Genomic DNA, 25,825 nt, shown 5'->3' on the forward strand with positions numbered 1-25,825 from the left:
AATGTCGAGAATCCTCATCGCCAACCGCGGCGAGATCGCTGTCCGCATCATCCGCGCCTGCGCCCAGCACGGGCACACCTCGGTGGCCGTCTACGCCGATCAGGACGCTGACGCCATGCATGCCCGGATTGCCGACGAAGCGTTCGCCCTGCCCGGGACCACCGCGGGTGAGACCTACCTCAACATCGACTCGATCCTGGCCGCAGCGAAGTCCGCCGGCGCCGATGCCGTCCACCCCGGCTACGGATTCCTGTCCGAGAACGCCGACTTCGCCGCCGCCGTCGAAGCCGCAGGTCTCATCTGGATCGGCCCGACGGCCGACACGATCACGGCCCTCGGCGACAAGGTCACCGCCCGTCAGCTCGCACTGAAGGTCGGCGCTCCCCTGGCGCCGGGCATCGACCGTCCCCTGGAGAACGCGGCCGAGGTCGAATCCTTCGCCGCCGAGGCGGGACTGCCGATCATCATCAAGGCCGCCCACGGCGGCGGCGGACGCGGAATGAAGATCGTCCACGAGCTCACCGAAGTGGCCGGTGCCTTCGAATCGGCGACCCGTGAGGCCGTCGAGGCCTTCGGCCGCCCCGAATGCTTCGTCGAGAAGTACCTCGAGCGTCCCCGCCATGTCGAAGTCCAGGTCGTCGGCGACGGTCAGGGTCGAGTCGTGGCCGTCGGTGACCGCGACTGCTCCGCCCAGCGACGCAACCAGAAGCTCATCGAAGAAGCGCCCGCCCCAGGCCTGACAGATGAGCAGCGGGAGCGTCTGCACCGTTCGGCCGAGGCCATCTGCGCCGTGGTCGACTACCGCGGTGCCGGCACCGTCGAGTTCCTCCTCGCCGCTGACGGCACCATGACATTCCTCGAGGTCAACACCCGTCTGCAGGTCGAGCATCCCGTCACAGAGGTGACCTCCGGGGTCGATCTCGTCGCCGAGCAGTTCCGCATCGCTTTCGGTCAGGGTCTGTCGCTGGAGTCGACTCCGCAGCCGGTCGGTCATGCGATCGAGCTGCGCATCAACGCCGAGGATCCCGGTCGCGGATTCCTGCCGACCCCGGGACGCATCGATGTCCTCGATGTGCCCGGCGGCCTCGGAGTGCGGTGGGATTCCGGAGTGCGAGCAGGTGACACCGTGCAGCCGGCCTTCGATTCCCTCTTCGCGAAGCTCATCGTCCACGGTCCCGACCGTGAGCAGGCGATCGCGCGCACCGTGACAGCGGCGAAGGAGCTCACCGTCGAAGGCCCGGCCACAGTGGTGCCGTGCTCCCTGGCGATCCTCACCGATGAGGCGTTCTTGGGCCTCGGCGTCGACGGTGTCGACGGCATCCACACGCAATGGATCGAAGCCGAGCTGCTGCCGCGCTTCGAGACCCAGGACCGCCCGGCCCCGGTGGCCGACGGCGAGATGCAGCGCATGCAGATCGAGATCGGCGGGAAGCTCACCACCATCGGCCTGCCTGCCGGGCTGCTCTCAGCACTCGGTTCGGCCGGTGGGGCTGGACAGGGCAACGTCGGTCAGGGCGGTGCCGCCGGGAACAATGGAGCCGCCTCGGCGAGTGCCGGGGATGTCACCGCTCCTGTGCCGGGCAGCCTTGTGGACTTCCTCGTCGACGACGGCGCGCAGGTGGCGGCCGGTGACGAGGTCGCCGTTCTCTCGGCGATGAAGATGGAGACCTGGGTCGAAGCACCCGTGGCGGGAACGTTCCGCCGGTCGGCGGCTGTCGGCGATGTCGTCGCCGTCGGGCAGACCATCGCTCGGGTCGAGTGAGACGTCGGGCCGCCTCGGCGAGGAAGAGCGTCGAGGCCGTCGCCCGGACCGCGGCGGCATCAGTCGCAGCGACGGAATAGAGTGGTGGGCAGCAATGGTTGTCCACTTCGGAGACCGACCCCACTAGGAGGAGCATTCATGTCACGTCTGTCAGTCGGCGACACCGCCCCGGAATTCACCCTCGTCAACCAGGACGGGAAGTCCGTCAGCCTCAGCGATTTCCGCGGTCAGCGGGTTGTCGTGTACTTCTACCCGGCTGCAATGACCCCGGGCTGCACGACCGAGGCCTGCGATTTCCGGGACTCGCTTGCCGCACTCAAGGCCGCCGGGATCGCCGTTGTCGGCATCTCTCCGGACAAGCCGGAGAAGCTCAAGCAGTTCATCGAGAAGGAGGGTCTCAACTTCGACCTCCTCTCCGATGAGGACAAGACGATGATGACCGAATGGGGTGCCTTCGGCGAGAAGAAGAACTACGGAAAGGTCGTCCAGGGCGTCATCCGCTCGACCGTCGTCGTCGATGCCGAGGGCAAGGTCGAACTCGCCCAGTACAACGTCAAGGCCACCGGGCACGTCGCCCGCGTGCGCAAGGAGCTCGGCATCGACGCTGCCTGAGTCTGCTGCAACTTGAGCGTCGGGCGGGCTGAACTGTCCGTACTCAACGTGAGCATCGGGGCGGTCCGAGTTTTCAACAACTCGGGCCGCCCCTGCTAATCTTGAGGACGTTGCGGCCGCGTGGGTGGCCGCTTCAGCGCGAGTGGCGGAATTGGTAGACGCGCTGGATTTAGGTTCCAGTGTCTTCGGACGTAGGGGTTCAAGTCCCCTCTCGCGTACCGCGGTCCCCGGCGCGGAAGTCGACAGGCTTCCGTACCGGGGACGTTTTCGTCCTCGCATCTGTACGCGAACAGACGCGGAGAACGTAGTGTGGTCATTGGTGCACCGAACCTAGTGAGAGGACTGCCGATGACGACGTCCCCGGCCCCGACGATCCGCCCCACCGCTCCTGCCGACGAGGCCCGGTGGAAGGAACTCTTCCGCGCCTACCGCGAGTTCTACCGACTGGAGCCCTCCGAGGAGATCGTCTCCCGCGTGTGGTCGTGGCTGACCGACTCCGCCCATGAGTGCCAGGGACTCGTCGCCGAGGCGGACGGATCGATCGTCGGAATCGCCGACTATCGTCGTTTCTCGCGTCCCTCGACAGGCAGCCTCGGCATCTGGCTCGACGATCTCTTCACCGATCCCGAGGCGCGCGGCCGAGGTGTCGGCCGTGCCTTGATCTCCCGGCTGCAGATGATCGCCGCGGCCGAAGGCTGTTCGGTGGTCCGGTGGATCACCGCCGACGACAACGCTCAGGCTCAGGTGCTCTATGACGATGTCGCAGCGAAGACGAACTGGCTCACCTACGACGCGAAGCCGACGGAGTCGTGAGCACGGAGTTGCCGAGTAAGGAGAGGCAGAGCTCGGTAGGCCAGGGCGAAGTGCTGCTGAACGAGCAGGATCAGCGCCTCGAGCAGCAGTAGGCGAAGCGCTCCGACCGCTGAGGTTTCAGTTCATCCGTCGCCGGATCTCGGCGACTCCGCTCCCGGTCAGATCTGTCAGTGCCTCCGGCCGGCCGGCCATGGCCAGGACGAGGTCGAGGACACGACCGGTCACTTCCGGCCCGCTTCCGGATTCGAAGTCAGCGTCGACAGCACTGAGCTTCAGCCCTTTGACCAGGGTCTTCGAGTTCACGGCGAAATCCTTAGAGGCGAAGTATCGGGCCATCTCGACTGTCGCCTCGGCGTCGGGGGTCAGGTCGCGTTCCAGTGGTCGTGCGATGTCCTGTCCGTGGACGATGACTTCGCCGAGGAAGGCCGGGAAGTCTTTGGTCGGCGCGATAGTCAGTGGGATCGAGCTGTGGAACTTCGCAAGGGTCTCCTCTGGTGAGTCACCGAGGCGGCGCTCGAGCAGTCGCGCATTGTGTTTGGCAGGATCGAATCCCGCCCGGACGATGCTGCGGATCCAGGCCCACTTCCCGGTGTTGGCTGCGGCTGTCAGGTGGGCGACGACCTGCTCGACCGTCCAGTCTGCACACAGAGTGGCGAGCGCCCACTGCGCGGGTTCGAGTGTGGTGAGCAGATCGGCCAGGCGCGCGCGTTCCGTGTGGATGAGGCCCCAGTATTCGGTCTCGTTCATCTGCTCGTCTCCTGTGATTCGTCGCCGAAGACGCTGACGGGCGCTTCGCCGTCAGCACTGAAGACTAAACGGAAGCGTTCGCAGACGACCGGCATCTCGGTCGAAAATCCGCGTCGACCATGCTCTTGCCAAAAGCGCTCATGGATCTCGCGCCATGCGGCCAGGGTTCGGTCGCCCTCCCCTTCCGAATGGGCATGCTCGGCGGTCACCTCGCAGAACGGAACGATATCGATCGCCGTGGTTTCGATGAGGGCCCTCGGTCGGCCACGTCCGTCGAGGATGATGCTCAGTTCACCCACCTCGGGGACGGCTTCGCCGACGGCCTCGATGTCCCACAGCGCCGAGGCGGTGCCGGTCTTGGTCCCAGCCAGCACGAGAGCGAGGAGGTCGTCCGCATGCTCGGGAGTCGCGCCGAAGGCCCATGCTTCGGGCATCGCCTCCGGTAGGTCGGGGATGCAGCTGCGGACCCGCACCCAGAACGAGTCGAGTGTGACATCGAGCCTTGCCGAATGACTCACGACACGGCCTCAAGCCAATGCTTCAGACCTTGGATCAGGCTAGTCAGCCCGAACTCGAAGGACGCCACCGCTGACGAGTTCTCGCCGAATCGAGGATCCAGCGCACCTCGGATCTCCGCAAATCTGTCTCCGGCCGATTCTTGAGTGATGAGGTCGACCGGAGCGACGATGTCCAGAGCGGAACCGAGGACATAGGCTTCGACAGACCGCATCACCGCCACAGTCTGACCCTGCGGCCATCCCCCTCGACGAAGTCCACCGATCACGGAGTCATACATTTCATACGTTGAGAGGTCTCGAATCGAGGTCGTGGCCAGCAAACGGATGAGGTTCGGATGGTCGGCAAAAGCCCTGAGATACGACCGCGCCCACAGCTCCACAGCCCTGTCCCACGGCATGCTCTCCGACGAACCCTCGATACCAGCAAATACTTGAACGTCGATTCCAGCCACTATACGCGCGCGCATCAATTCGATGAGTTCACCTCGGCCGGAGACATGGTTGTACAGAGAGGACACCTGCCGGTCGACGCGAGCCGCCAGAGTTCGCATCGACAATGCCTCTTCGCCGAGGTCGTCGACAAGCGCGAGCGCGGCATCAACCAGCCGACCCTGATTCAATCTCACAGAATGCTCGCTCTCAATTTCGCACTTCCTTCCACCTTTCGAGCAGTGTATCGTGTTCCCAGTCACACACGAACACTGTTCGTGTAAACGCCGGTGCGGCCGGCCATACGCAATGGAGCAGGAGGACGGCCATGAAGACTCAGCACTTCCACAACGGCACCATCTGGTTGGGCGCCGGCGCCCAAACTGAGGATTCCCTTGTGGTTCAAGACGGCACTGTGGTTGCCTCTGGTTCACATGCGGTGGCGGCCGTCCTCGATCAAGTCTCGAGCCACGTCGGCGCAGAGCTTGAGTCAATAGACCTCGATGGCGGGTTCCTCATGCCGTCCTTCGGCGACGGCCATGCTCATCCGATCTTCGGTGGCATGGAAGCAGAGGGCCCACAGGTGAGATCGTGCACGAGCGTCGAAGAGATCATCGCCGAAGTGGAACGGTACGCCGAGGCGCATCCCGACGACGACTGGATCACTGGTGCCTCATATGACGGCAGCCTCGTACGTGACGGTCTCTTCGACGCCGAATGGCTCGACAGAGCCGTGTCCGACCGACCGGTCGTCCTTCGCGCCTGGGACTACCACACCGTGTGGTGCAATTCTCGAGCATTGGAACTCGCGGGAATCACCGCTGCAACACCTGAACCGCAGATAGGCGGGATTCCTCGCCGAGACGACGGCTCACCGCTTGGCACTCTGCGTGAATGGGGTGCGGTAGATCTGATCGATGCTTTTCGTCCGCCGCACCACGAATCCGTCCGACTCCGCGCTCTCGATCGGGCAGCCGACTATTACCTGGCTCGAGGCGTCACTTGGGTCCAGGACGCGTGGGTGGAACCAGCCGATGTCGAGACCTATGTGTCCGCCTCTCAGCAGGATCGGCTCAAACTGAGATTCAACCTCGCGTTCTACGCCGATCCCCGCCGCTTCACGCAACAGCTGCCCGAAATGCTCTCAGCGCGCCAAAGGATCGAGGGACTGTCGGATCCGCTCCTGACCGCTCGGACCGTGAAATTCTTCGCCGACGGAGTCATCGAGAACGAAACCGGTGCACTCATCGAGCCCTACTGCACCTCCCTTCACAACCACGGTATGCGAGTCTGGGAAGGAGATTCGCTGGCAGAGGCGGTTCGTGAGGTCGACGCGGCAGGGTTTCAGGTCCACATCCACGCCATCGGCGACGCGGCCGTTCGACAGGCATTGGATGCCATCGAGTACACAATCCGGCACAACGGCGCCCGTGATCGACGGCCGGTGATCGCACATGCCCAGATCATCGACTCTGCCGACCTGTCCCGCTTTGCTGAACTCGGCGTCATCGCGAATATGCAGCCTCTGTGGGCTCAGCTCGATGACCTCATGACAGTACTCACTGTCCCCCGGATCGGCAGAGAACGCGCCGTGGCGCAATATCGGATGCGCAGCGTCCTCGACAGCGGCGGACACCTTGCGTTCGGTTCAGACTGGCCCTGCACTTCAGGGGCGCCGCTCGAGGGCCTCGCCGTTGCCGTGAGCAGACAGACCGACGACGGTGAGCCCGACGGCGGGTGGACTCCCGAAGAGATCCTCGACATCGAACGCTCCCTCGACGCCTATTCGGCCGCGGTGGCCCACCAAGCATTTGCAGACCAAAGATCCGAAGAGTGGGGAGTGATCCGTCCAGGTGCGAGCGCCGACTTCATCATTCTCGGTACGGATCCTCGGAAACTGCTCCCACAGGAACTGTCTGCAACCCCAGTTCGCCGCACATACCTGCGCGGCGTAGCCGTCCACTCAGCGGACTGAATCGAAAGGACAATGATGTCCCGTTCCAATCACACCGTCACCGCCCCGGGCACCGCCGAGACCCACTTGAAACGAGCCCTCGGGGTACCTTCACTCGTCTTCTTCGGCCTCGCCTATATGGTTCCGCTGACGGTCTTCACGACTTACGGAATCGTTACTCAGATCACCGGCGGTCGCGTCCCAGCCGCTTACATCATCACCTTGCTGGCAATGGTGTTCACCGCCAGGTCATACGCGAAGATGGCCGGGGCGATGCCCTTCGCCGGTTCGGCATACACGTACACGCAGAAGAGCTTCGGAGCCGGAATCGGCTTCGTTGCCGGTTGGGCACTGCTTCTTGACTACCTGTTCCTACCGATGATCAATTATCTCGTCATCGGCATTTACCTCAGCGCGGCCTTCCCCATGATCCCGGCGTGGGTCTTCGTGGTCTCTGCCATTGTTCTCGTCACAGTCCTCAACGTCATCGGGATCGTCTCAGTTGCGCGCGCCAACATTGTCATCATCGCTGCTCAAGCAATCTTCATCGTTGTCTTCGCCGCGCTCGGCATCGCCTCATTCACCGGATCCGGTTCTGTCGACCTAGCGGCGCCGTTCACTGGTGACGGCTCGGCACCCGGATTCGACAATGTCATGGCCGGCGCAGCGATACTGTGTCTGTCATTCCTCGGCTTCGATGCGGTCTCGACTTTGTCCGAGGAAGCCAAGGACGCGAAGAGAGCAGTCCCCCGCGCAATCGTCATCGCCACTGTCACCGGCGGGCTCATCTACATTGTTCTGTCATACCTGGCTCAGCTGGTCTACCCGTCGAATCAGTTCGCCGATGTCGATTCAGGCGCGCTCGACGTCATGGCGGCGGCAGGCGGCGAATTCCTCACCGCCTTCTTCACCGCCGCCTATGTCGCCGGAGCATGCGGCTCAGCTCTGACCTCGCAGGCATCAGTCTCACGCGTTCTCTTCGCGATGGGTCGAGACGGCGTGCTCCCGAAAAGCTACTTCGGCCGCTTGTCACCGCGCTTTCACACACCCACGATTGCGACTCTCACAGTCGGCGGAGTCTCTCTGCTTGCGCTCGCCGTCGACCTCGCATTCATATCGGAGATGGTCAGCTTCGGTGCTCTGATCGCGTTCTCAGCAGTGAATCTGTCTGTTATCAAACACTTCGTCGTTGACGAGAAGAACCGTGGTTCACGTGCTGTTCTGAGTTACATCGTTCTGCCGGGAATCGGATTCTGCCTAACCTTGTGGCTGTGGACGAGCCTGTCTCCACGGACTCTTCTCACCGGCGCAATCTGGCTGATCCTCGGAGTCGGTTACCTCGCATTCGTCACACGGGGCTTCCGGAAGCCGACACCGATGCTCGACCTGGCAGACTGACGCCTCCGCACCCAGCTTTCCGAATTCGCCGTTGACTCCGCCGACTCCGAACAGCCGGAGGTCATGGCACGGGCCTGACGCGATCGCACTTCGTTCATCGCCTGTGGGGTCGGGACTTCACCGTCCCGTCCCCGCAGGCGATGACACATCCGGCGGCCATCCACGCTCCCCACACATGCCAGGCTGCAGGAACATCCAGCAGTCCTGGAAAGCAGCATCAGCACCGCAGAGGACACTGCCAGGCGCAGGTCTGAGGTTTGGTACGCCCTGCTCCAATATGCACACCGAGGAACCTGATCAGTTGAGAGGAATCTGTACCTAAACGGCTGTCGACGCCGATGGTCTGCCGTGGCGTACGCTGCACCGTGTTTCGCCGTGCCGCACACCGTGCCGCAGCGAAATATACCTCTCCTCTTGTCATAGTGTGTGTCACACACTATCGTGTGATGCATGAACGAGGACGCACAGAAGGCATTGGCCACACACGAACAGGAGCTGCGACGCGGCACCGTGGTCTTCGCCAGTCTCGTCGCCTGTCGACGGCCGCAGTACGGCTACTCGCTGCTGACGACGCTGACCGAAGCAGGCATCACCACCGAGGCCAACACCCTCTACCCCCTCCTGCGACGGCTCGAGAAACAGGGCCTGCTCACATCGGTTTGGAACACCGAACAAGCCCGCCCCCGCAAGTACTACACGCTCACCGACAGCGGCGCCGAAGTCGCCGCCGCACTGCACAGCCACTGGCTCGAACTCAACTCCAGCATCACCAAGCTCTGGAAGGACGGAACACCATGAGTGCGCTCACCGAAATCTACGTCGACAACGTCACCCGCCACCTGCCTGAAGACTCCCGTCCCGACATCGCCGCCGAGATCACCGCCACGATCGACGACATGGTCGAAGCCCGCCTCGGCGAGGATGCGCCCGCGTCCCCGGATCGCACGGCCGCCATCGAACGCGAGGTTCTCGAAGAGCTCGGTGATCCCGTCGCGCTGTCTCGGGAGTACTCGAACTCCCCGCAGCACCTCATCGGGCCCAATTCCTACCCGCTCTATATCTGGTCGCTGCGCTGGGTATTGCCCATCGTCGGCCTGCTCGCCGTTCTCACAAACGTCGTGACCACCATCGCTGTCTCCCCCGAAGTCCAGATCGGAGAAATCATCGGCAAGACGGCCGGCAACACGGTCATCGCCCTGCTGACCGCCTTCGCCGCCATCACGATCATCATCGGCCTCGGCGACCGCGGAATGGACGGCGGTGCGGCCGAAGCGATGCAGAAACGACAACCGGGCACGTGGACGGTCGATGACCTCGATCGTCGCGATTCCCACGGCAACCAGATCCGCGCCGAGGCAGGGCTCGGGCTGGTCTTCATCGTCGCCCTGGCAGCCGTCCCGTTCATCCCGACAACCCTGCTCTACGTCGGCCACCTCAACGATGGGGAGACGTTCACCAACCCCGACCTCGGCATCGGCTGGCTGGTCGGCTACTGGGCCTTCCTCGCGCTGATGGCGACAGTCGAGATCTTCAAGTTCACGACTGCCTCGGCGAAACCAGTCGTGGCCCTCATCGGCGGAATCGTCGACGTCGCGATGGCTGTCTTCCTCACCATCGCCCTGCTCACCCAGCCGGTCCTCCACCCCGAGCTCACGAACACCGCGAACGCCGACATCCAGCAGATCATCACGGTCATCGCGATCTGGATCATCACCGTCTGGGACCAGGTGAGCACCTGGCGGATCTATCGCCGCATTCGTCGGTGAGGTTGTGCGATCGGGACGGCCAGCGGCCGACCCGATCGCACATCTGCCGAGAGATCTCAGCCGCGGCGGCTGGCGATGACCGTGAACTTCTTGTTCCGGGCCAGCTGCCGACTCGGTCCGATGATCGATTCGAGCCGATCCCGGTAGCGCAGGTGCGAATTGAACACCGTGAGCACCTGCCCGCCCGGAGCCAGATGCTCGGCGGCCGTGGCCATGAGTGCCGCGGCCGTCTCGGTTTCGATGGCCGTTCCCTGATGGAACGGCGGATTGAGCAGGATGAGGTCGAATTCGCCGAGGCCCGCCAGGGCCGGCCCCTCCGGATCCGCAGCATCACCGAGGATGATGTCGACTCCGACTCCGTTCGCCGCTGCAGTCGCCCGCGCCGAGGCGACCGCCGCCTTCGACACATCGATGCCGAGTCCCGTATTCGCTCCCGAGGCCCGCATCGCTGCTGTGAGCAGCCAGCCGTTGCCGCAGCCGAGGTCGAGCACGGATTCCGGCGCCTCGTCGTCGAGCAGTCCCAGCAGTGAGTCGATGAGCAGCGCCGAGCCCTCATCGCTCTTCGTCCCGGAGAAGCAGGCCCCATGTGCACGGACTTCGAACTCGCCGACGCCGCGATGGGAGATCACCCCGAGGCGTGGGAATTCGGGCAGGCTCGGCGAGGACAGGGGGCGGCTGCCGATGATCATCCGGTGCTTGCCGACCCCGGGCGAGACATCGACTCGGCCGAAGCCGCGGGCAAGTTCCTTGTTGACGCCGCGACTCATCGCATCGCTGCGGCCGATGACGATGATGGTGCTCACGAATGGCTGCAGCACCGCGATCGTCTCGGTGAGCGCATTCGTCGCCTTCGGAGCGTTGACGACGGCCCACGTCTCCCCCACACCGAGTTCGGCCAGTCCCGCGATCTCACTGAGCTCGCTCACCGCCAGTACGGGGGCCGCCTCGGTGACGGCCTCCCCGGCGAATTCGCCGGCTCCGGCCAGGGACTCGACCGCCGCGGCCAAGGTACGCGCCTCGTCGAGACGGTCGTTGTATGTGCATACCTGAGTCAGACGGCTGAGCAGGGTCGCCTGCAGACCGTGCGCATCGTCGACGAGGATGAGGTTCTCGGGGACCTCGGCTGAGAGTTCGGCGGCGACAAAGGTGCCTTCGGTGTCTCGGCCCGAGACGTCGAGGGCTCCGCAGCGACGACCGATGACGTAGTCGATGAGCATCCGCGCCTGCGGCAGACCGGGCAAGTCGCTCAGCTGGGGGAATTCCGCCAGCAGATCCCGGCCGCGGTGGGCGGCGGCGGAGTCAGGGGGCAGCAGGGAGGCGGACATTCGATCAGTCTAGACTGAGCGGACCGGTCACCGCCTCCTCGCGGGTGTGACGCTCAGCCTTCGGCGTCGTGGTCGGTCTCGATGAGCTGCTTGAGGTCGGCCAGTGCTTCGTCGGCTCCGTCACCCTCGGCGCGCAGAACGACCTTCTGACCGTATTCCGCGCCGAGGCCCATGAGGGAGAGCACGCTGGCCGCATCGAGGGCGTCCTCGGCCGGTTCTCCCTCCAAGGCGATAGTGATCTCGAGGTCATAGTCTGCGGCGGCCTCGGCCAGCAGTGCTGCTGGACGGGCGTGCAGGCCGACGGTGCTTCCGACTGTTGCGATGGTCTCTGCCATGAGTTGTCCTTCCTGATCAGACCGGCCGTGGTTCGGCCTGCCCGGTGTTTCGGCGTTTCCTGTTGGTGGTGTCTGTAGTGGTGCTGAGTATGTCACGGGGTCACTCCCCCGACGGCCGGACTCACAGGCCGAGCTCGTCGAGGATCGGCAGCTCGGCTCGCACCGCGGCCTTCGCCTCGCTCGGGCTGCGCGCCGCAAGTGCACTGCCGGCGATCTGCTGTGCCCGCTCCAGGGAGACACCGGACAGCACCTCGGCGACGGCAGGCAGCGCTCGGGGCGCCATGGACAGGCTGGTGATTCCGAGACCGACGAGCACGACGGCCAATGCCGGATCGGCTGCGGCCTCTCCGCACACGCCCACCGACTTCTCCGCCGCAGCTCCTTGGGCGGCGGCCATGCCGATGAGCTGCAGGACTGCCGGCTGCCAGGAGTCACTGAGTTCGGCCAGACCGCCGAGCATGCGGTCGGAGGCCATGACGTACTGGGTGAGATCATTCGTGCCGATGGACGCGAATTCGACTTCCTCGAGGATCGTGGCGGCCTGCAGCGCCGCTGAGGGGACCTCGACCATGACACCGGCGGTGGGGAGTCCTGCCGCACGGACGAGTTCTGCGAACTGCCGGGCCTCCTCCGCGGTGGCGATCATCGGAGCCATGACGTGGACGGTCACCGCATGCTTCGAAGCGGCCAGCGCGATCGCCTCAAGCTGACGTTCGAGGACTCCCTGAGCCTGCGGCTGGTCCGGAATCCGCGTACACCCAGGGCCGGGTTCGGTTCATCGGAGTCGGTGAGGAACGGCAGAGGCTTGTCGGCTCCGGCGTCGAGAGTGCGCACGACGACTTTGTGATCGTCGAAGGCCGCGAACACCTGCCCGTAGGCGTCGGCCTGTTCCTCGACGCTGGGTTCGGTGTCGCGATCGAGGAAGCAGAACTCGGTGCGCAGCAGTCCGACACCTTCGGCACCGGCGGCCGCCGCTGCCCGTGCCTGAGCGCCGTCGCCGACATTCGCACGCAGCGGAATCCGCGTGCCGTCTGCCAGCAGACAGGGTCCCGTGAAGGACTGCAGCCGTCCGGCCGTCTCCACCCACGCTTCGACGAGTTCAGTCTCCGACGCTCCGGGTTCGGTGCGCAGGATGCCCGCACCGCCGTCGACGAAGACGGGTGTGCGGTCGGTGATCTCGCGGACTCCGGTGGCTGCAACCACGGCCGGAATGCCCAGCGATCGGGCGAGGATGGCCGTATGGCTCTGTGGCCCGCCCTCTTTGCAGACGAGTCCGATCACAAGCTCGGGATCGAGCGTCGCGGTGTCGGCGGGAGCGAGGTCGGTGGCGATGAGCACGAACGGCTCGGTCGAGTGCGGGATGCCGGGTGCCGGCACTCCGCGCAGGTGGGCGACGAGGCGGGCACGGACGTCGAGGACGTCGGCTGCGCGTTCGGCCATATAGCCGCCGAGCTTCTCCAGCTGGGCTGCGGTTTCCGCGGCCACCGTCCAGACGGCGGTTTCCGCGTCGGTGTCGGACAGGCGTTTGATCGCCGTCTTCACCAGGGTGGGGTCTTTGGCCATGAGTGCGGTGGCCTTGAGTACGTCGCGGGCGTCTCCGGTGACGGTCTCCGCCCGCTCACGCAGTTCGGCGTGGACGGCGGCCGAGGCTTCACGGATTCTGTTCGCCTCCGCCTCGGTGTCGGCCGGGGCCGGCTTCGCCACGGGTGCGGACACGGGTTCGGGCATGCTGAGCGCCGGGGCGATGACCCGTCCGGGTACGACTCCGATGCCTGAGATCTCTGAGGACATCCCCATTCCTTCCTCTCTTGCCTCTCGCACTATGGCGTTCAGACTCGCGTGGCGTCAGCGTTCGACGATACCGGTTCAGTCGGATTCGCCTCGTCGGCTGAACCGGATCCGGTGGTCGAATCGGTTCCGGTGGTCGAACCGGTCGTCGCGGCTGCGGTCGCGGTCGCTGCGGACGGGGCGGTCGCCTCGGCGAGGCCTGCCGCTCCGCCCTTGCGGACGAAGATCTTGAGCGCGAGCACGAGCAGGGCGCTGATGATCGTGCCGACGACGACGGAGAGCAGGAACAGCAGGAACGAGTCGATGGCGAAGAAGACGAACACTCCGCCGTGCGGGGCCTGGCTGGTGACGGAGAAGGCCATCGTCATGCCGCCGGTGACGCCGGCTCCGACGACCGATGCGGGGATTACGCGCAGCGGATCGGAGGCGGCGAAGGGAATCGCGCCTTCGGAGATGAACGCGGCGCCGAGCAGCCAGGCGGCCTTGCCGTTCTCCTTCTCCGCCTGGGAGAAGATGCGCGGGCGGACGGCGGTGGCCAACGCCATGGCCAGGGGCGGAACCATTCCGGCGGCCATGACCGTGGCCATGATCTCCCACGGCACGGGGTTCTCGACGGAGCCTGCGGCGAGCCCGGCTACGGCGAACGAGTACGCGACCTTGTTGACGGGGCCGCCCAGGTCGACGGCCATCATGGTGCCGAGGATGAGCCCGAGGATGACGGCGGCGGTTCCCGTCATCGAGCTCAGCCAGCTGTCGAGGCCCTTGGTCAGGGCGCTGATCGGTCCGCCGAGGACCATGAACATCAGCCCCGAGGAGACGAGGGAGGCCACCAGCGGAATGATGACGACGGGCATGAGTCCGCGCAGCCACCTCGGTGCGGCGAAGGAGCCGATCCAGTGGGCGATGTAGCCGGCGAGGAGTCCGCCGATGATGCCGCCGATGAAGCCGGCGCCCATGAGCACGGCGACGGCGCCGACGGTGAAGCCGGGAGCGATTCCGGGCCGGTCGGCGATTCCGAAGGCGATGTATCCGGCCAGGGCGGCGACGAGGAAGCTCATCGACAGGTTGCCGATCTGGAAGGCCACGGCGCCTAAGTAGGCGCCGACGGGTCCGAGGGCCAGGTCGCCGTATTCGGTGGGCAGATTCCACAGGGAGTTGCCGAGGACGATGTCCTCGGCGTAGTCGGGGATGTCGAAACCGCCGAGGAGGAAGCCCAAGGCCATGAGCAGACCGCCGGCGGCGACGAAGGGGATCATATAGCTGACGCCGGTCAGCAGCACGCGTTTGAGATGGGCGCCGACGCTTTCGCGTGAGCCGGACTGCGCATCGGACGAGTCGTCGGCGGCGTGAGCGGCGGTGAGCCTGCGGCCGTTGGGGGCGTCCGCCTCGGCGAGGGCCTTCGTGATGAGGCCCTGCGGATCGTCGATCCCGGCCTTGACCGGCACCTGCACATAGGGTTTGCCGGCGAACCGTGCCTTGTCGCGGACGTCGACGTCGACGGCGAAGACGACGGCGTCGGCGGCATCGATGACGGCTTGGTCGATCGGGGTCGTGCCGCTCGATCCCTGGGTCTCGGTGACGACGTCGATGCCCATCTCGGAGCCGGCCTGGGCGAGCGCGTCGGCGGCCATATAGGTGTGAGCAATTCCCGTCGGGCAGGCCGTGACGGCGACGACGCGGCGGGGATTGTCGGTCGAGGATGCGGGGGATTCGGTGGGGGCCGCTGATGTGGGGGTCGGCTCGGTGGTGGTCGGCGCTCCGCCGGTGGGGGCCGCCTCGGTGGGAGTCGCCTCTTCGGGCGTCTCGCGCAGGCCCAGTGCGGTTTCGACGAGGTCGACGATCTCCTGCTCGGTTGCAGCCGCGCGCAGTGAGGCGACGAAGTCCTTCTTGACCAACGATCGCGCGAGCTTCGACAGAAGCTTGAGGTGGTCCTTGCCGGCGCCTTCGGGGGCGGCGATCATGAACACGAGGTCGGCGGGGCCGTCCTTGGCACCGAAGTCCACCGGAGGGTTCAGTCGGGCCATCGCGAGGCTGGGTTCGGTGACCGCCTCGGTGCGGGCGTGCGGGATGGCGATGCCTCCGGGAACACCTGTCGGGGTCTTCTCTTCGCGGGCGATCGCCGCGGCGGCCAGCCCGTCGGCTGAGTTCGCGCGGTCCTGTTCTGCGATCTTGGCGGCCAGGGCGCGGATGACAGCGGACGACTCCGTCCCCTGATCCGCGTCGAGGATCACCAGTTCTGTTGTGATGAGCGATGTCATCGTGCCTCCTCGGTTTCGGGGACTGTGCCCTCATGTCGGTGGGAAGAGTCGTCGGTGGGTGCGGCAGCTTGTGCTGCGGGCGCGGCTGCTGGTGCTGCCACGGTTGGTTCAAGTGGTGTCACGGTCACCGCGTCGGTCCGCGCGTCCTCCGGGCTCGGCACTCCGGTGCCGCGCAGCCCGGCTGCCGCGGCCCCATAGGCGACGGCCTGGGCCAGCGCTGCACTGGGTTCACGACCGCCTGTCAGTCCGAGCAGGTACCCGGCCAGGGTGGAATCGCCTGCGCCCACGGTGCTGAGAACGTCCATCGGCGGATGCTGGGCATGCCACGCGGTCTCCGGCTGGGCGAGGACTGCTCCACCGGCGCCCAGAGTTGCAAGGATCGATCGTGGGTGGGCGCCGCCTGCCGTGAGCAGAGCCGATGTGGCGCGGGCTGTGAGCTGCGGTGAGGATTCCAGGCGCCCGGCGATCGCGAGCAGGTCTGCGGTTTCGAGGGGTGCGGCAGACTCATGCGCTTCTGCGGTCTTGCGAAGTTCGGCGGCCTCGAACGATTCGGTCGCGCCTCTGTCGCTGTCCGCCCGAGCGTCGCCCCGGGGTCCTCCGGCGTTGAGGAGACCGGCAGCCCGCAGGAGTCCTGCGGCACTGAGGAGTTCGGCGAGTTCCTCGGCGTTCGGTTTGATGAGATCCGGTGAGGCCGTCAGGGCCGCAGCCAGTGGAGCACCGGACGTGTCGACGGCGATCAGCGGCGGCTCGTCGAGCCCACGGATGCGTTCGATGGCACGGGCGTAGAAGTCATCATCGACTCCCGGCGGCAGCGACCCGGCCAGGACAACCCAGCTCGCGCCTGCGGCCTGGTCGGCAACGAGGTCGAGCAGTGCGTTCTGGGACTGCGGGCTCAAGAGTGAGCCTGGTTCGTTGATCTTCGTCGTCGTGCCGTCGGGTTCGGTGACGGTGATATTGGACCGCAGCGGTGTGCCGGTGGGAATGGAACGATGAGCCAGTCCGATCGCGTCGAGTCCGGTGAGCACCGGGTCGTCGACGTCTCCGGGCAGAACCGCCAGAGTGTCACGATCGGCGGCGGCCACGGCACGGGAGACATTGACTCCCTTGCCGCCGGGCTGCTGTCCGGCCCAGACTGCGCGCTGAACCTGGCCGCGGAGGACCGGGCCGGACAGCTCGATGGTCCGGTCGAGGCTGGGGTTGGCTGTGAGGGTGAGGATCATGGAGTGACGACCTCGACTTCCGCGGTCTCCAGGTGGGTCGCCATCGGCTCGTCCGGCGCATCGTCGGTGATGAGAACATCGATCTGGTCGAGCTCTGCGAACCGCACCAGGGAGACGGCATCGAACTTTGCGGAATCGGCGAGCACCGCGACCCTGCGTCCGGAGTGCACGAACGCCGATTTCGTCGCCGCCTCGTCGTGGTCGGGCGTGGAGACGCCGTCGTCGCTGAGTCCGTTGGTGCCGAGCACGGCGAGATCGACGCGGTGGCCGTCGATGGCCGTGATCGTCTGCGGTCCGACCATGGCCCGGGTGACCGGGCGGAAGCGACCGGGCAGGACGAAGATCTCGACGCCGGGAGCACCCGCCAGACTGTCGATGACGGACAGCGAGTTCGTGATCACGCGCAGCTGTCGCGGGGACTGTCCGGCGGACTGGCGCGCGGTGGCTTCGTCTGCGATCGCACGGGCGAAGGCCGCGCAGGTCGTGCCGCCGTCCAGGGAGATGCTCATCGTCTCCTCCAGCAGACTCAGTGCGGTCCGGGCGATCGCGGTCTTCTCATCGAGATTGTGGATCTCACGGTCGCCGAAGGTCGGCTCTTCGAGGCTGTGGGGACGGCACGGTACGGCTCCCCCATGGACGCGCTGGAGGGCTCCGGCCTTTTCCAGGGCGGCGAGGTCGCGTCGGACGGTTTCCGTGGTGATGTCGAAATCGGCGGCCAGATCGGTGACATTGACCCGGCCCGCTTCGCTGACCAGCTCAGCGATGCGTCGTTGCCGTTCTTCAGCGAACACGTCCGGCCCTTTCCTTCGCGCGGCTCATCGTCAAACGGACGAATAACCACGTGGCTATCTGTTGGTTTGAATGATCTTAGGGCTCTATTTACGTGCCGTCAATCACGTTCCAACATATTTCCAAATATTCCAACATCGAGTTCCGGGCAGACGACGAGTGCCCCAGAACGCAGGGTTCTGGGGCACTCGTCATTCACGGCCGGGGCGAGCCGCCTCGGCGATGGGATCAACCGTCGGGGCGGGCCGGATCAGCGGTCGGGGTGGGCCGCCTCGGCGATGGGGTCGGCTATCGACGAATCAGCTGCCGATGCGTTTGTACGCCGAGGAATCGGCGTTGTCGATCGTCGAGTGTTTGCGGTTGTCGTGCATGAACGCCACGGCGACGAAGCCGACGATCGCGATGACGACGACGTAGACGGCGAACCACGTGCCGATTCCCGCGTTGCTGAACCACAGGGCGACGTATTCGGCGGAGCCGCCGAACAGCGAGTTGCCGACCGCATAGGTGAAGCCGACGCCGATTCCGCGGATGTGGGAGGGGAACATCTCGGCCTTCACGATTCCGGAGATCGAGGTGTACATGCTGATGAACGCCATGGCGATGACGATGAGGATGCCGGCGGTGAGGACGGATTCGGCCCTGCCGATCATGCCCAGCAGCGGGATGGGCAGCGCGATCATGCCGATGACGAAGATGAGCATGTTGTTCTTGCGGCCGATCTTGTCCGAGATCTTGCCGGCGATGGGCTGCATGACGACGAAGATGAGCAGGCAGATGGTCATGAGGTCGGCAATGGAGCCCTTGTTGAACTCCGCTTCGCCCGGTGTGCCTTCGTTCTGCAGCAGCAGGAACTTCTGCATGTACGTGGTGAAGACGTAGAACACGAGCGATCCGACGCTGGTGATGCCGAGGACGACGAAGAAGGCGCGCGGGTGGCGCAGCACTTCGCGGAAGCTGCCGGAGTTCTCGTCCTTGCGGCTGTCCTCGGAGGTGGTCTCTTGAAGTCCGCGACGCAGCCACAGTGAGACGATCGCGGCGGCGGCGCCGATGGCGAAGGGCAGTCGCCACCATCCGGCTTCGATCTGCTCGGTGCCCAGAGTATGGGTCATGACGACGGCCAGCAGGCTGGCCAGCAACTGACCGCCGATGAGGGTGACGTACTGGAACGAGGAGTAGAAGCCGCGTTTGCCCTCGGTGGCGACCTCGGACATGTAGGTGGCGGTGGCGCCGTATTCGCCGCCGACGGCCAGGCCCTGGATCATCCGCACGATGAGCAGCAGGATCGCGGCCCAGGAGCCGACAGTCGCGCTCGTGGGCAGCAGGGCCATCATCAGCGATCCGGCGCACATGAGCAGGATGGAGATGAGCATCGAGTTCTTGCGCCCGAGGCGGTCGGCGGCGCGGCCGAAGATGTATCCGCCGATGGGGCGCATGAGGAAGCCGACGAAGAAGACTCCGGCGGCCTGCATCAGCGACAGCGTCTGGTTGTCGGCGACGAAGAACTGGTCAGCGAAGTAGACGCTGAAGAAGGCGTAGATGTAGAAGTCGAACCATTCGACGAGGTTGCCCGACGAGGCGGCCATGATGGCTTTGACCGTCTGCCATTCCGACTTCTTCTGCGTTGGGGTCTCACCGGTCTTCGCCTGGTCGAGATGCGTGTTCTGATCTGTCAATGCTTCTACTTTCTCACTCGTACGCGGCGCCCGGAGCGCCCAGGTCACCTTACTGCCGTGTCAACGCAACTGACGATTCGGTCAGTAATTGAGATCTGCTCTCGGATGCCCGCTTTCGCGCGGATTCGGCGCGGATTCAGTGTGGATTCGGCGCGGATTCAGTGCAGCAGCGCTCGATGACGAAAAGGCCTGCTTCCGGCCGGGTGAGAAAGATCTCAGCCGCGTTCACCTTTCCGTCCTCGCAGAGGTGAACTGCCGCCCGTCCGAACAGGGCGGATATGCTACTAATTGAGAGAGCTTCGTCCAATGTCGCACCAGGAGAGATCATGACAATTCTCGTCGGTTATTCCCCCTCGCCCGAAGGCAAGGCCGCTGTCGAATTCGGCATCGAGCAGGCCCGCGCATTCGACGACGTCCTCGTCGTCCTCAATGCCGGAATCGGTGAGACTCCCGACGAGCGCGGCGTGGCCACCAGCAAGGACATCGAGGAGCTCAAGGAGACGCTGAAGTCCTCCGAGGTCTCTCACGAGATCCTTCAGTTCCTCCGCGGCAATGATCCCGTCGAAGAGCTCCTGGCCCTCGCCGAGGCGACCACCGACACCCGCATGATCGTCATCGGATCACGCCGCCGCTCCCCCGTCGGCAAGCTCATCATGGGTTCGACGGCCCAGCGCATCATTCTCGACTCCGAGGTTCCCGTCGTCTCCGTCAAGGTCGACCGGCGCAAGAAGAAGTAGTCGCGCGCCGGTTCGCTGGAACGAGAATGCCCCGCACTGTCGTCAGTGCGGGGCAATTTCAATGGGATCGCTGCTGGGGTCGGCGTTCAGCCGGGCCCGCAGTCGGTCCGCCGACCGACTTCAGTCATCAGCGCGAACCGGTGCGTCCCATGCGTCCAGGTCGGATTCGCTCCAGTCGCCGTAGGTCGGATTGGGTAGGACGATCCATTCGGTGCCGAACTTCGCACGGTTCTTCTCCACCAGTTTCCTCTGCTCGTCGACGGACGCATCCGCGAATGCGCCATCGAAATCGTGCAGGGTGTCACCGAGCTGCATGAGCAGGGTGTGGTTCGCCTCGACCTTCGCGCGCCGTTCATCCTTCGGCGGGCCAAGCAGCATCACGTGTTCGTCATCGGCCTGGGGCAGGCCCAACTTGGCAATGGCTTCGACATTCTTCGCCCGATTCTCTTCCGTCCGGTCCGAGACGTAGTAGATGTCGACTCCGAGCTGGTCGGCATGTTCGAAGAATTCCAACGCACCGGGGATCATTGCCGGCTCCCCGTTCTCCTCCCAGTCGTCCCAGGTGTCCCAGCCGCTGAAGTCATGGCACTTGGCGATATCACGGGCCAGCAGCTTCGAATTGTCGACGGCAGTCTCGTCGAGGTCGGTCATGATAGCCAGATCTTCCCCGCCCGGGGCCTTGGAAACGGCCTTGTCGAGCTGACGCGCAGCCATCTCATAGGTCTGTCCCTGCAGTGCCATCGCCTCAGCGCTCTGCTGTTGCCACTTCACACCCATGGTGTAGGCCGAGACGTCGCAGTCATCCGCCGCTTCGTCGCCCGATACCGGACCCGAATTGAGGATGTATCCGATCACCCCGACGATGAGCACGAGCAGAATCGTCAGGGCAGGAACGAGGGCTTTCTTCATTCATCTTCTTTCTTCAGTGTTGTTCTCTGCGAACAATTGTCAGTACAGGAGGGTATCAGCCGTCGTGGCTGGCACGGCCGCTCGACGGTTCCGCAGCCTGGGAGCGTCGGATCAGTCCCCTGCGATGGCGGCGACGAGTGCGTCGATGTCCTCGGTCGTCGTGTCGAAGGCGCACATGAGGCGGACGATGTCCTTCTCCAAGGGCCAGTCGGCGAAGGCGAACGTCTGTCGGGCATGGGCGGCCACCTCGGCGGGCATCCGGACGAACACGACGTTCGACTCAACTCTCTGCACGATCTCGATGCCGTGGACACGGCTCTGAGCGACCGCCTCGGCGAGGCTGTCCGCGAGATACAGCGCCATCTCGTTCGAGCGGGTGGCGGAGTTCCTCCACAGGTCGCCTTCGTACAGGGCGTTGAGCTGTGCGGAGAGGAAGCGCATCTTCGAGGCCAGCTGCAGATTCATCTTGCGCAGGAAGCGCATTCCGTGGCCGATGTCGGGGTTGAGGACGACGACCGCCTCTGCGCCGAGCAGTCCGTTCTTCGTCCCGCCCAGGCTGATGATGTCGACGCCGACCGCGGTCGTGATGTCGCCGAGTCCGACGCCGAGGTGGGCGGCGGCGTTGCCCAACCGGGAGCCGTCGACGTGGACGATCATGTCGAGCTCATGAGCGGTGGCAGCGATCGCGGCGATCTCGTCCGGGGTGTAGGTCGTGCCCCATTCGGTGGACTGGGAGATGCTCACGGCCAGCGGCTGCGCATTGTGTTCGTGGCCGCGGCCGATGATCGCGCCCTTGATGGTCTCGGGGGTGAGTTTGCCATTCTCGGTCGCGGCGCCGACGATCTTGAGTCCGCCGACCTTCTCCGGGGCGCCGGTCTCGTCGTAGTTGATATGCGCCGAGGCGGCCGTGATCACCGCCGCCCACCGCGGCAGTGCCGACTGCAGGGCGAGGACGTTCGCTCCGGTGCCGTTGAAGACGGGGAACGCCTGGGCTTCGGGTCCGAAATGGTGGGCCATGATCTCGCGGAAACGCTGCGTCCACGGATCTCCGCCGTAGCCGGGAGTGTGGCCGACGTTGGACTCGTCGATGGCGGCGATGACTTCGGGGTGGACTCCGGCCCAGTTGTCGGAGCCGAAATTTCGCGGGTGCGCGTCGGGGCTGGTGTCGACTGGTGGGGCTGCGGTGCCGGTGTCGGGGAGAAGGTCCGCGGGGTTCGTCGACTGCGCTGTCTGATCAGATGTCTGAGAGTTCACATTCTCAGACTAGTCCCTCCTCAGTGAACGTACTCAATACCGAGGTCCGGGGCCTGCGGCCCTGTGCACCAGCAGTCGTACTCAACACCGGGGAATACGGTTGTCCCCGTCGGTCATCCTCGTCATCCGCTGTCTTTCGACCTGGGCGATGACTTCGGCGTCGACATCAACAGCGGGTCCTCGAGCGGGCCTCTGGCCGCGGCGACCCTGGCCTCGCCCTCAATCGACACGGCGTTCCTCAGCGCCGGTGCTTGGGATCTGGACCACGGCCTGACCACCTCGGAGACCGACAAGCTCACGCTCAAACGCGCAGCGCGGCAGGCCGCCCAACGCACGTTCCTCGTGGCCGACTCGACGAAATTCGACACCCATGCTCGGTTCAAGGCAGTGGCGCTCGACGAGCTCGATCTCATCATCACCGACGACCGTCTGTCCGAGCCTGACCGGAAGCGCCTCGAGGATTCGGGCGTGCGCATCGACTGCGCGAGGCTCTGAGCACCATCCCACACCTTTAGCTTCACACTGCACCTTTGCACCGGTGTGTTTTGCCGCTGACGGTGATGGATGGTGCAGCACCTGTAGGGAAAGCCAGCGAGGGTGACTGATGCCGAAGCACCTAGAGAAGCAGCCGACAACAGTACGTCGTGGCTGAAAAACAGAAAGACGTCGGGCCGGGACTGTTTGAACAGTCCCGGCCCGACGCCAGAGTCTCAGCGGCTCCACGAATCAGCGACTCAGATACTCAGCACCTTCAGCCGAGGAGTCCGCGCATGAGCTCAGCGGTCTCGGTCGGGGTCTTGCCGACCTTGACGCCTGCAGCCTCGAGGGCTTCCTTCTTGGCCTGAGCGGTTCCCGAGGAGCCGGAGACGATGGCTCCTGCGTGGCCCATGGTCTTGCCCTCGGGAGCGGTGAAGCCTGCAACGTAGCCGACTACCGGCTTCGTCACGTTCTCCTTGATGAAGGCGGCTGCGCGCTCTTCGGCGTCTCCGCCGATCTCGCCGATCATGACGATGGCTTCGGTCTCCGGGTCGGCCTCGAAAGCTTCGAGCGCATCGATGTGCGTGGTGCCGATGACCGGGTCTCCGCCGATGCCGATGGCAGTCGAGAAGCCGAGGTCACGCAGTTCGTACATCATCTGGTAGGTCAGGGTGCCCGACTTCGAGACGAGGCCCAGCTTGCCCTTCTTCGTGATGTCGGCCGGGATGATGCCGGCCAGCGACTCACCGGGGGTGATGATGCCGGGGCAGTTGGGTCCGATGATGCGGGTGGCGTTTCCTGCCGCCTGCGCACGAGCCCAGACCTCTGCCGAGTCCTGCACCGGGATGCCCTCGGTGATGATGACGAGCAGACCGATCTTCGCGTCGATGGCCTCGATCGCGGCGTCCTTGGAGAATGCCGGCGGCACGAAGGCCACGGACACGTCGGCACCGGTGGCTTCCATCGCTTCGGACACGGAGCCGAAGACGGGCAGCTCGACCTCGTTGCCGTCCTTGTCGTTGTGCTTCACGATGGTGCCGGCCTTGCGGGCGTTGACACCGCCGACGACGTTCGATCCGGCGGCGAGCATGCGAGCGGTGTGCTTCGAGCCCTCTCCGCCGGTGATGCCCTGGACGATGATCTTCGAATCGGAATTCAGAAAGATAGACATTGTTGTAAAGACCTTTCCTTACTTGGCCGCAGCCAGTTCGGCGGCCTTGTCGGCTCCACCGTCCATCGTGTCAGTGAGCGTGACGAGCGGGTGCGCTGCGTTCTTCAGGATCGCGCGTCCCTCTTCCACGTTGTTGCCGTCGAGGCGGACGACGAGCGGCTTGGTGGCCTGGTCGCCGAGGATCTCGAGGGCCTTGACGATGCCGTCGGCCACAGCGTCACAGGCGGTGATTCCGCCGAAGACGTTGACGAACACGGACTTCACCTGATCATCGCCGAGGATGACGTCGAGACCGTTGGCCATGACCTCAGCCGAGGCGCCGCCTCCGATGTCGAGGAAGTTCGCGGGCTTGACGCCGTTGTGGTTCTCACCTGCGTAGGCGACGACGTCGAGGGTCGACATGACCAGTCCTGCGCCGTTGCCGATGATTCCGACCTCACCGTCGAGCTTGACGTAGTTGAGGTCGAGCTTCTTGGCCTTGAGCTCCAGCGGGTTCTCTGCGCTGATGTCGCGCAGTTCCTCGTGCTCCTTCTGGCGGAAGTCGGCGTTGTCGTCGAGGGAGACCTTGCCGTCGAGGGCGATGATGTCACCGGCACCGGTCTTGACCAGCGGGTTGACCTCGACGAGGGTGGCGTCTTCCTTCTCGAAGACGGTCCACAGGCTGGTCAGCACGGGGGCGACCTTCGCGGCGGTGTCGGCGTCGAAGCCGGCCGCCTCGGCGATTTCAGCTGCCTTGGCATCGTTGATTCCGTCGATAGCGGAGACGGGGATCTTGGCGAGCGCTTCCGGACGTTCCACGGCCAGCTGCTCGATCTCCATGCCGCCTTCCTTCGAGCACATGGCCAGATAGGTGCGGTTGGACCGGTCGAGGAGGACGGAGAAGTAGTACTCCTCAGCAATGTCGGCACCTTCGGCGATCATCACCTTTTCGGTGATGTGGCCCTTGATGTCGAGACCCAGGATGTCCTTGGCGCGTGCCTCGGCCTCATCGGGGTTCTTGGCGACCTTGACGCCGCCGGCCTTTCCACGGCCGCCGATCTTGACCTGAGACTTGACGACGACGACACCGCCGCCAAGATCTTCGGCTGCCTTCTTCGCTGCTTCTGGCGTCGTCGCGACCTGGGCCTTGAGCACGGGCACTCCGTGCTTCTCGAACAGGTCACGTGCTTGATACTCGAAAAGATCCACGTGTTTTCCTTCGTTTCTGCTGCCGGGTGGTTGGCCCCTGCAGGTTCGTTGACGGATGCAACAACCAAGGACAACCATATTCCCAAACGCACCCGTCCATCCAACCTTGCAGGTTAAATGGACCCTGAGCGTAAGGAATCTCTCGTCAAAAAGTATCTTTGCGCTCAAGATTCTTGATATGGACGTAAAATCGTTTCATGGACGAAGTGGATCGAATTGTCGCAGCCTGGCGACGTGAGCGTCCGGATCTCGACGTCTCCCCGATGGAGATCCTCTCCCGAGTCTCGCGTCTGGCCAGGCAGTTGGACTTGGCACGGAAGTCGAGCTTCTCCGATTACGGCATCGAGGGGTGGGCCTTCGATGTGCTCTCCGCCCTCCGCCGAGCCGGCGAGCCCTATCAGCTCTCCCCCTCGACACTGTTGCAGGAGACACTGGTCACGAGCGGCACCATGACCAATCGCATCGACCGACTCGTCGCCCGCGGGTGGGTCGACCGCCGTCCCGATCCCGGTGATCGACGCGGGGTGCTCGTCCAGCTCAGCGACAGCGGCCGCGCCACGGTCGACTCCGCCCTGGCGGATCTGCTCGTGAAGGAGCGGGAGATCCTCAGCGGCCTCACCCCCGCCGGCAGCCGAAAACTGGCCGCACTGCTGCGGGAGCTGTCCACCGGTTTCGACGGCAGCGAGGACTGAACCGGTC

At 64.8% G+C, this 25,825-nt stretch carries 23 protein-coding genes, 1 tRNA gene and 1 pseudogene; 11 read left to right on the forward strand and 14 right to left on the reverse strand.

Annotated features, from left to right (window positions below):
• Nucleotide 1 precedes the first annotated feature (1 nt).
• From GUY30_RS11985 to GUY30_RS12000, 4 genes are all read left to right on the forward strand, one after another.
• A complete protein-coding gene (locus GUY30_RS11985; RefSeq protein WP_167197769.1) occupies nt 2-1,762 on the forward strand; it encodes an acetyl/propionyl/methylcrotonyl-CoA carboxylase subunit alpha in 1,761 nt (586 codons plus the stop codon).
• 138 nt (nt 1,763-1,900) lie between these two features.
• Complete coding sequence (gene bcp, locus GUY30_RS11990) at nt 1,901-2,374, forward strand: thioredoxin-dependent thiol peroxidase (protein ID WP_167197772.1); 474 nt, start codon at nt 1,901-1,903, stop codon at nt 2,372-2,374.
• Between the two features lie 136 nt (nt 2,375-2,510).
• Nucleotides 2,511-2,592: transfer RNA gene (locus tag GUY30_RS11995), tRNA-Leu, on the forward strand.
• Nucleotides 2,593-2,722: 130 nt separating this feature from the next.
• Nucleotides 2,723-3,187: a GNAT family N-acetyltransferase gene (locus GUY30_RS12000; protein ID WP_167197775.1), complete on the forward strand. Its 465-nt coding sequence runs from the start codon at nt 2,723-2,725 to the stop codon at nt 3,185-3,187.
• Nucleotides 3,188-3,304: 117 nt separating this feature from the next.
• Here GUY30_RS12000 and GUY30_RS12005 read toward each other — a convergent pair whose 3' ends face one another.
• From GUY30_RS12005 to GUY30_RS12015, 3 genes are all read right to left on the reverse strand, one after another.
• Nucleotides 3,305-3,934, reverse strand: a complete 630-nt coding sequence (locus tag GUY30_RS12005; protein ID WP_167197778.1) for a maleylpyruvate isomerase family mycothiol-dependent enzyme — start codon at nt 3,932-3,934, stop codon at nt 3,305-3,307.
• Nucleotides 3,931-4,368 carry an ASCH domain-containing protein gene (locus GUY30_RS12010; RefSeq protein ID WP_167200974.1) on the reverse strand — a complete coding sequence of 146 codons (438 nt, stop codon included), beginning with the start codon at nt 4,366-4,368 and terminating at the stop codon, nt 3,931-3,933. Before GUY30_RS12010 ends, GUY30_RS12005 begins: the two co-directional genes overlap by 4 nt.
• Nucleotides 4,369-4,448: 80 nt before the next feature.
• The gene (locus tag GUY30_RS12015) at nt 4,449-5,078 is read right to left on the reverse strand and encodes a TetR/AcrR family transcriptional regulator (RefSeq protein WP_167197781.1); all 630 of its coding nucleotides are present in this window, start codon (nt 5,076-5,078) and stop codon (nt 4,449-4,451) included.
• Between the two features lie 131 nt (nt 5,079-5,209).
• Between GUY30_RS12015 and GUY30_RS12020 the strand changes: the two genes are divergently transcribed.
• From GUY30_RS12020 to GUY30_RS12035, 4 genes are all read left to right on the forward strand, one after another.
• The gene (locus GUY30_RS12020) at nt 5,210-6,856 is read left to right on the forward strand and encodes an amidohydrolase (RefSeq protein WP_167197783.1); all 1,647 of its coding nucleotides are present in this window, start codon (nt 5,210-5,212) and stop codon (nt 6,854-6,856) included.
• Between the two features lie 15 nt (nt 6,857-6,871).
• A complete protein-coding gene (locus tag GUY30_RS12025; RefSeq protein WP_167197785.1) occupies nt 6,872-8,233 on the forward strand; it encodes an APC family permease in 1,362 nt (453 codons plus the stop codon).
• Nucleotides 8,234-8,683: 450 nt separating this feature from the next.
• Complete coding sequence (locus GUY30_RS12030; RefSeq protein WP_167197788.1) at nt 8,684-9,031, forward strand: PadR family transcriptional regulator; 348 nt, start codon at nt 8,684-8,686, stop codon at nt 9,029-9,031.
• Nucleotides 9,028-9,999 (forward strand): HAAS signaling domain-containing protein, encoded by a 972-nt coding sequence (locus tag GUY30_RS12035; protein WP_167197791.1) that lies wholly within the window; start codon nt 9,028-9,030, stop codon nt 9,997-9,999. The genes GUY30_RS12030 and GUY30_RS12035 overlap by 4 nt, the downstream gene beginning before the upstream one ends.
• Nucleotides 10,000-10,055: 56 nt before the next feature.
• Here GUY30_RS12035 and GUY30_RS12040 read toward each other — a convergent pair whose 3' ends face one another.
• The 7 genes and pseudogenes from GUY30_RS12040 to GUY30_RS12070 all read right to left on the reverse strand — a co-directional run bounded on the left by GUY30_RS12040 (nt 10,056) and on the right by GUY30_RS12070 (nt 19,390).
• A complete protein-coding gene (locus tag GUY30_RS12040; protein ID WP_167197793.1) occupies nt 10,056-11,324 on the reverse strand; it encodes a class I SAM-dependent methyltransferase in 1,269 nt (422 codons plus the stop codon).
• Between the two features lie 53 nt (nt 11,325-11,377).
• Nucleotides 11,378-11,659, reverse strand: coding sequence for an HPr family phosphocarrier protein (locus tag GUY30_RS12045; RefSeq protein WP_025778672.1), 282 nt, complete (start codon nt 11,657-11,659; stop codon nt 11,378-11,380).
• Between the two features lie 121 nt (nt 11,660-11,780).
• Nucleotides 11,781-13,450, reverse strand: a pseudogene (gene ptsP / locus GUY30_RS12050) (phosphoenolpyruvate--protein phosphotransferase).
• A gap of 38 nt (nt 13,451-13,488) precedes the next feature.
• A complete protein-coding gene (locus GUY30_RS12055) occupies nt 13,489-15,705 on the reverse strand; it encodes a PTS fructose transporter subunit IIABC (RefSeq protein WP_167197796.1) in 2,217 nt (738 codons plus the stop codon).
• Nucleotides 15,702-16,925 (reverse strand): 1-phosphofructokinase family hexose kinase, encoded by a 1,224-nt coding sequence (locus GUY30_RS12060; protein WP_167197799.1) that lies wholly within the window; start codon nt 16,923-16,925, stop codon nt 15,702-15,704. Before GUY30_RS12060 ends, GUY30_RS12055 begins: the two co-directional genes overlap by 4 nt.
• Nucleotides 16,922-17,716 (reverse strand): DeoR/GlpR family DNA-binding transcription regulator, encoded by a 795-nt coding sequence (locus tag GUY30_RS12065; RefSeq protein ID WP_167197802.1) that lies wholly within the window; start codon nt 17,714-17,716, stop codon nt 16,922-16,924. The genes GUY30_RS12060 and GUY30_RS12065 overlap by 4 nt, the downstream gene beginning before the upstream one ends.
• A 297-nt stretch (nt 17,717-18,013) precedes the next feature.
• Nucleotides 18,014-19,390: an MFS transporter gene (locus GUY30_RS12070; RefSeq protein ID WP_228281296.1), complete on the reverse strand. Its 1,377-nt coding sequence runs from the start codon at nt 19,388-19,390 to the stop codon at nt 18,014-18,016.
• Nucleotides 19,391-19,716: 326 nt separating this feature from the next.
• Here GUY30_RS12070 and GUY30_RS12075 point away from each other — a divergent pair, with 326 nt between their 5' ends.
• The gene (locus tag GUY30_RS12075; RefSeq protein WP_039209735.1) at nt 19,717-20,127 is read left to right on the forward strand and encodes a universal stress protein; all 411 of its coding nucleotides are present in this window, start codon (nt 19,717-19,719) and stop codon (nt 20,125-20,127) included.
• A gap of 120 nt (nt 20,128-20,247) precedes the next feature.
• On the opposite strand, the gene GUY30_RS12080 is transcribed toward GUY30_RS12075, so the two are convergent.
• Complete coding sequence (locus GUY30_RS12080) at nt 20,248-21,036, reverse strand: HAD family acid phosphatase (protein ID WP_167197805.1); 789 nt, start codon at nt 21,034-21,036, stop codon at nt 20,248-20,250.
• A gap of 111 nt (nt 21,037-21,147) precedes the next feature.
• Nucleotides 21,148-22,290, reverse strand: a complete 1,143-nt coding sequence (locus GUY30_RS12085; protein WP_167197808.1) for a threonine aldolase family protein — start codon at nt 22,288-22,290, stop codon at nt 21,148-21,150.
• 63 nt (nt 22,291-22,353) lie between these two features.
• Here GUY30_RS12085 and GUY30_RS12090 point away from each other — a divergent pair, with 63 nt between their 5' ends.
• Nucleotides 22,354-22,785: a DeoR/GlpR family DNA-binding transcription regulator gene (locus GUY30_RS12090; protein ID WP_167197811.1), complete on the forward strand. Its 432-nt coding sequence runs from the start codon at nt 22,354-22,356 to the stop codon at nt 22,783-22,785.
• 256 nt (nt 22,786-23,041) lie between these two features.
• Here the strand turns inward: GUY30_RS12090 and sucD are convergent, their stop codons facing one another.
• Nucleotides 23,042-23,938, reverse strand: coding sequence for a succinate--CoA ligase subunit alpha (gene sucD, locus GUY30_RS12095; RefSeq protein ID WP_167197814.1), 897 nt, complete (start codon nt 23,936-23,938; stop codon nt 23,042-23,044).
• Nucleotides 23,939-23,956: 18 nt separating this feature from the next.
• A complete protein-coding gene (gene sucC / locus GUY30_RS12100; RefSeq protein WP_062243592.1) occupies nt 23,957-25,126 on the reverse strand; it encodes an ADP-forming succinate--CoA ligase subunit beta in 1,170 nt (389 codons plus the stop codon).
• Nucleotides 25,127-25,323: 197 nt separating this feature from the next.
• On the opposite strand from sucC, the gene GUY30_RS12105 reads away from it, so the two are divergent.
• Complete coding sequence (locus GUY30_RS12105; protein ID WP_167197817.1) at nt 25,324-25,818, forward strand: MarR family winged helix-turn-helix transcriptional regulator; 495 nt, start codon at nt 25,324-25,326, stop codon at nt 25,816-25,818.
• The last annotated feature ends 7 nt before the right edge of the window (nt 25,819-25,825 follow it).

Origin of the sequence: Brevibacterium pigmentatum, from assembly GCF_011617465.1 — a bacterium.
Classification (GTDB): domain Bacteria; phylum Actinomycetota; class Actinomycetes; order Actinomycetales; family Brevibacteriaceae; genus Brevibacterium; species Brevibacterium pigmentatum.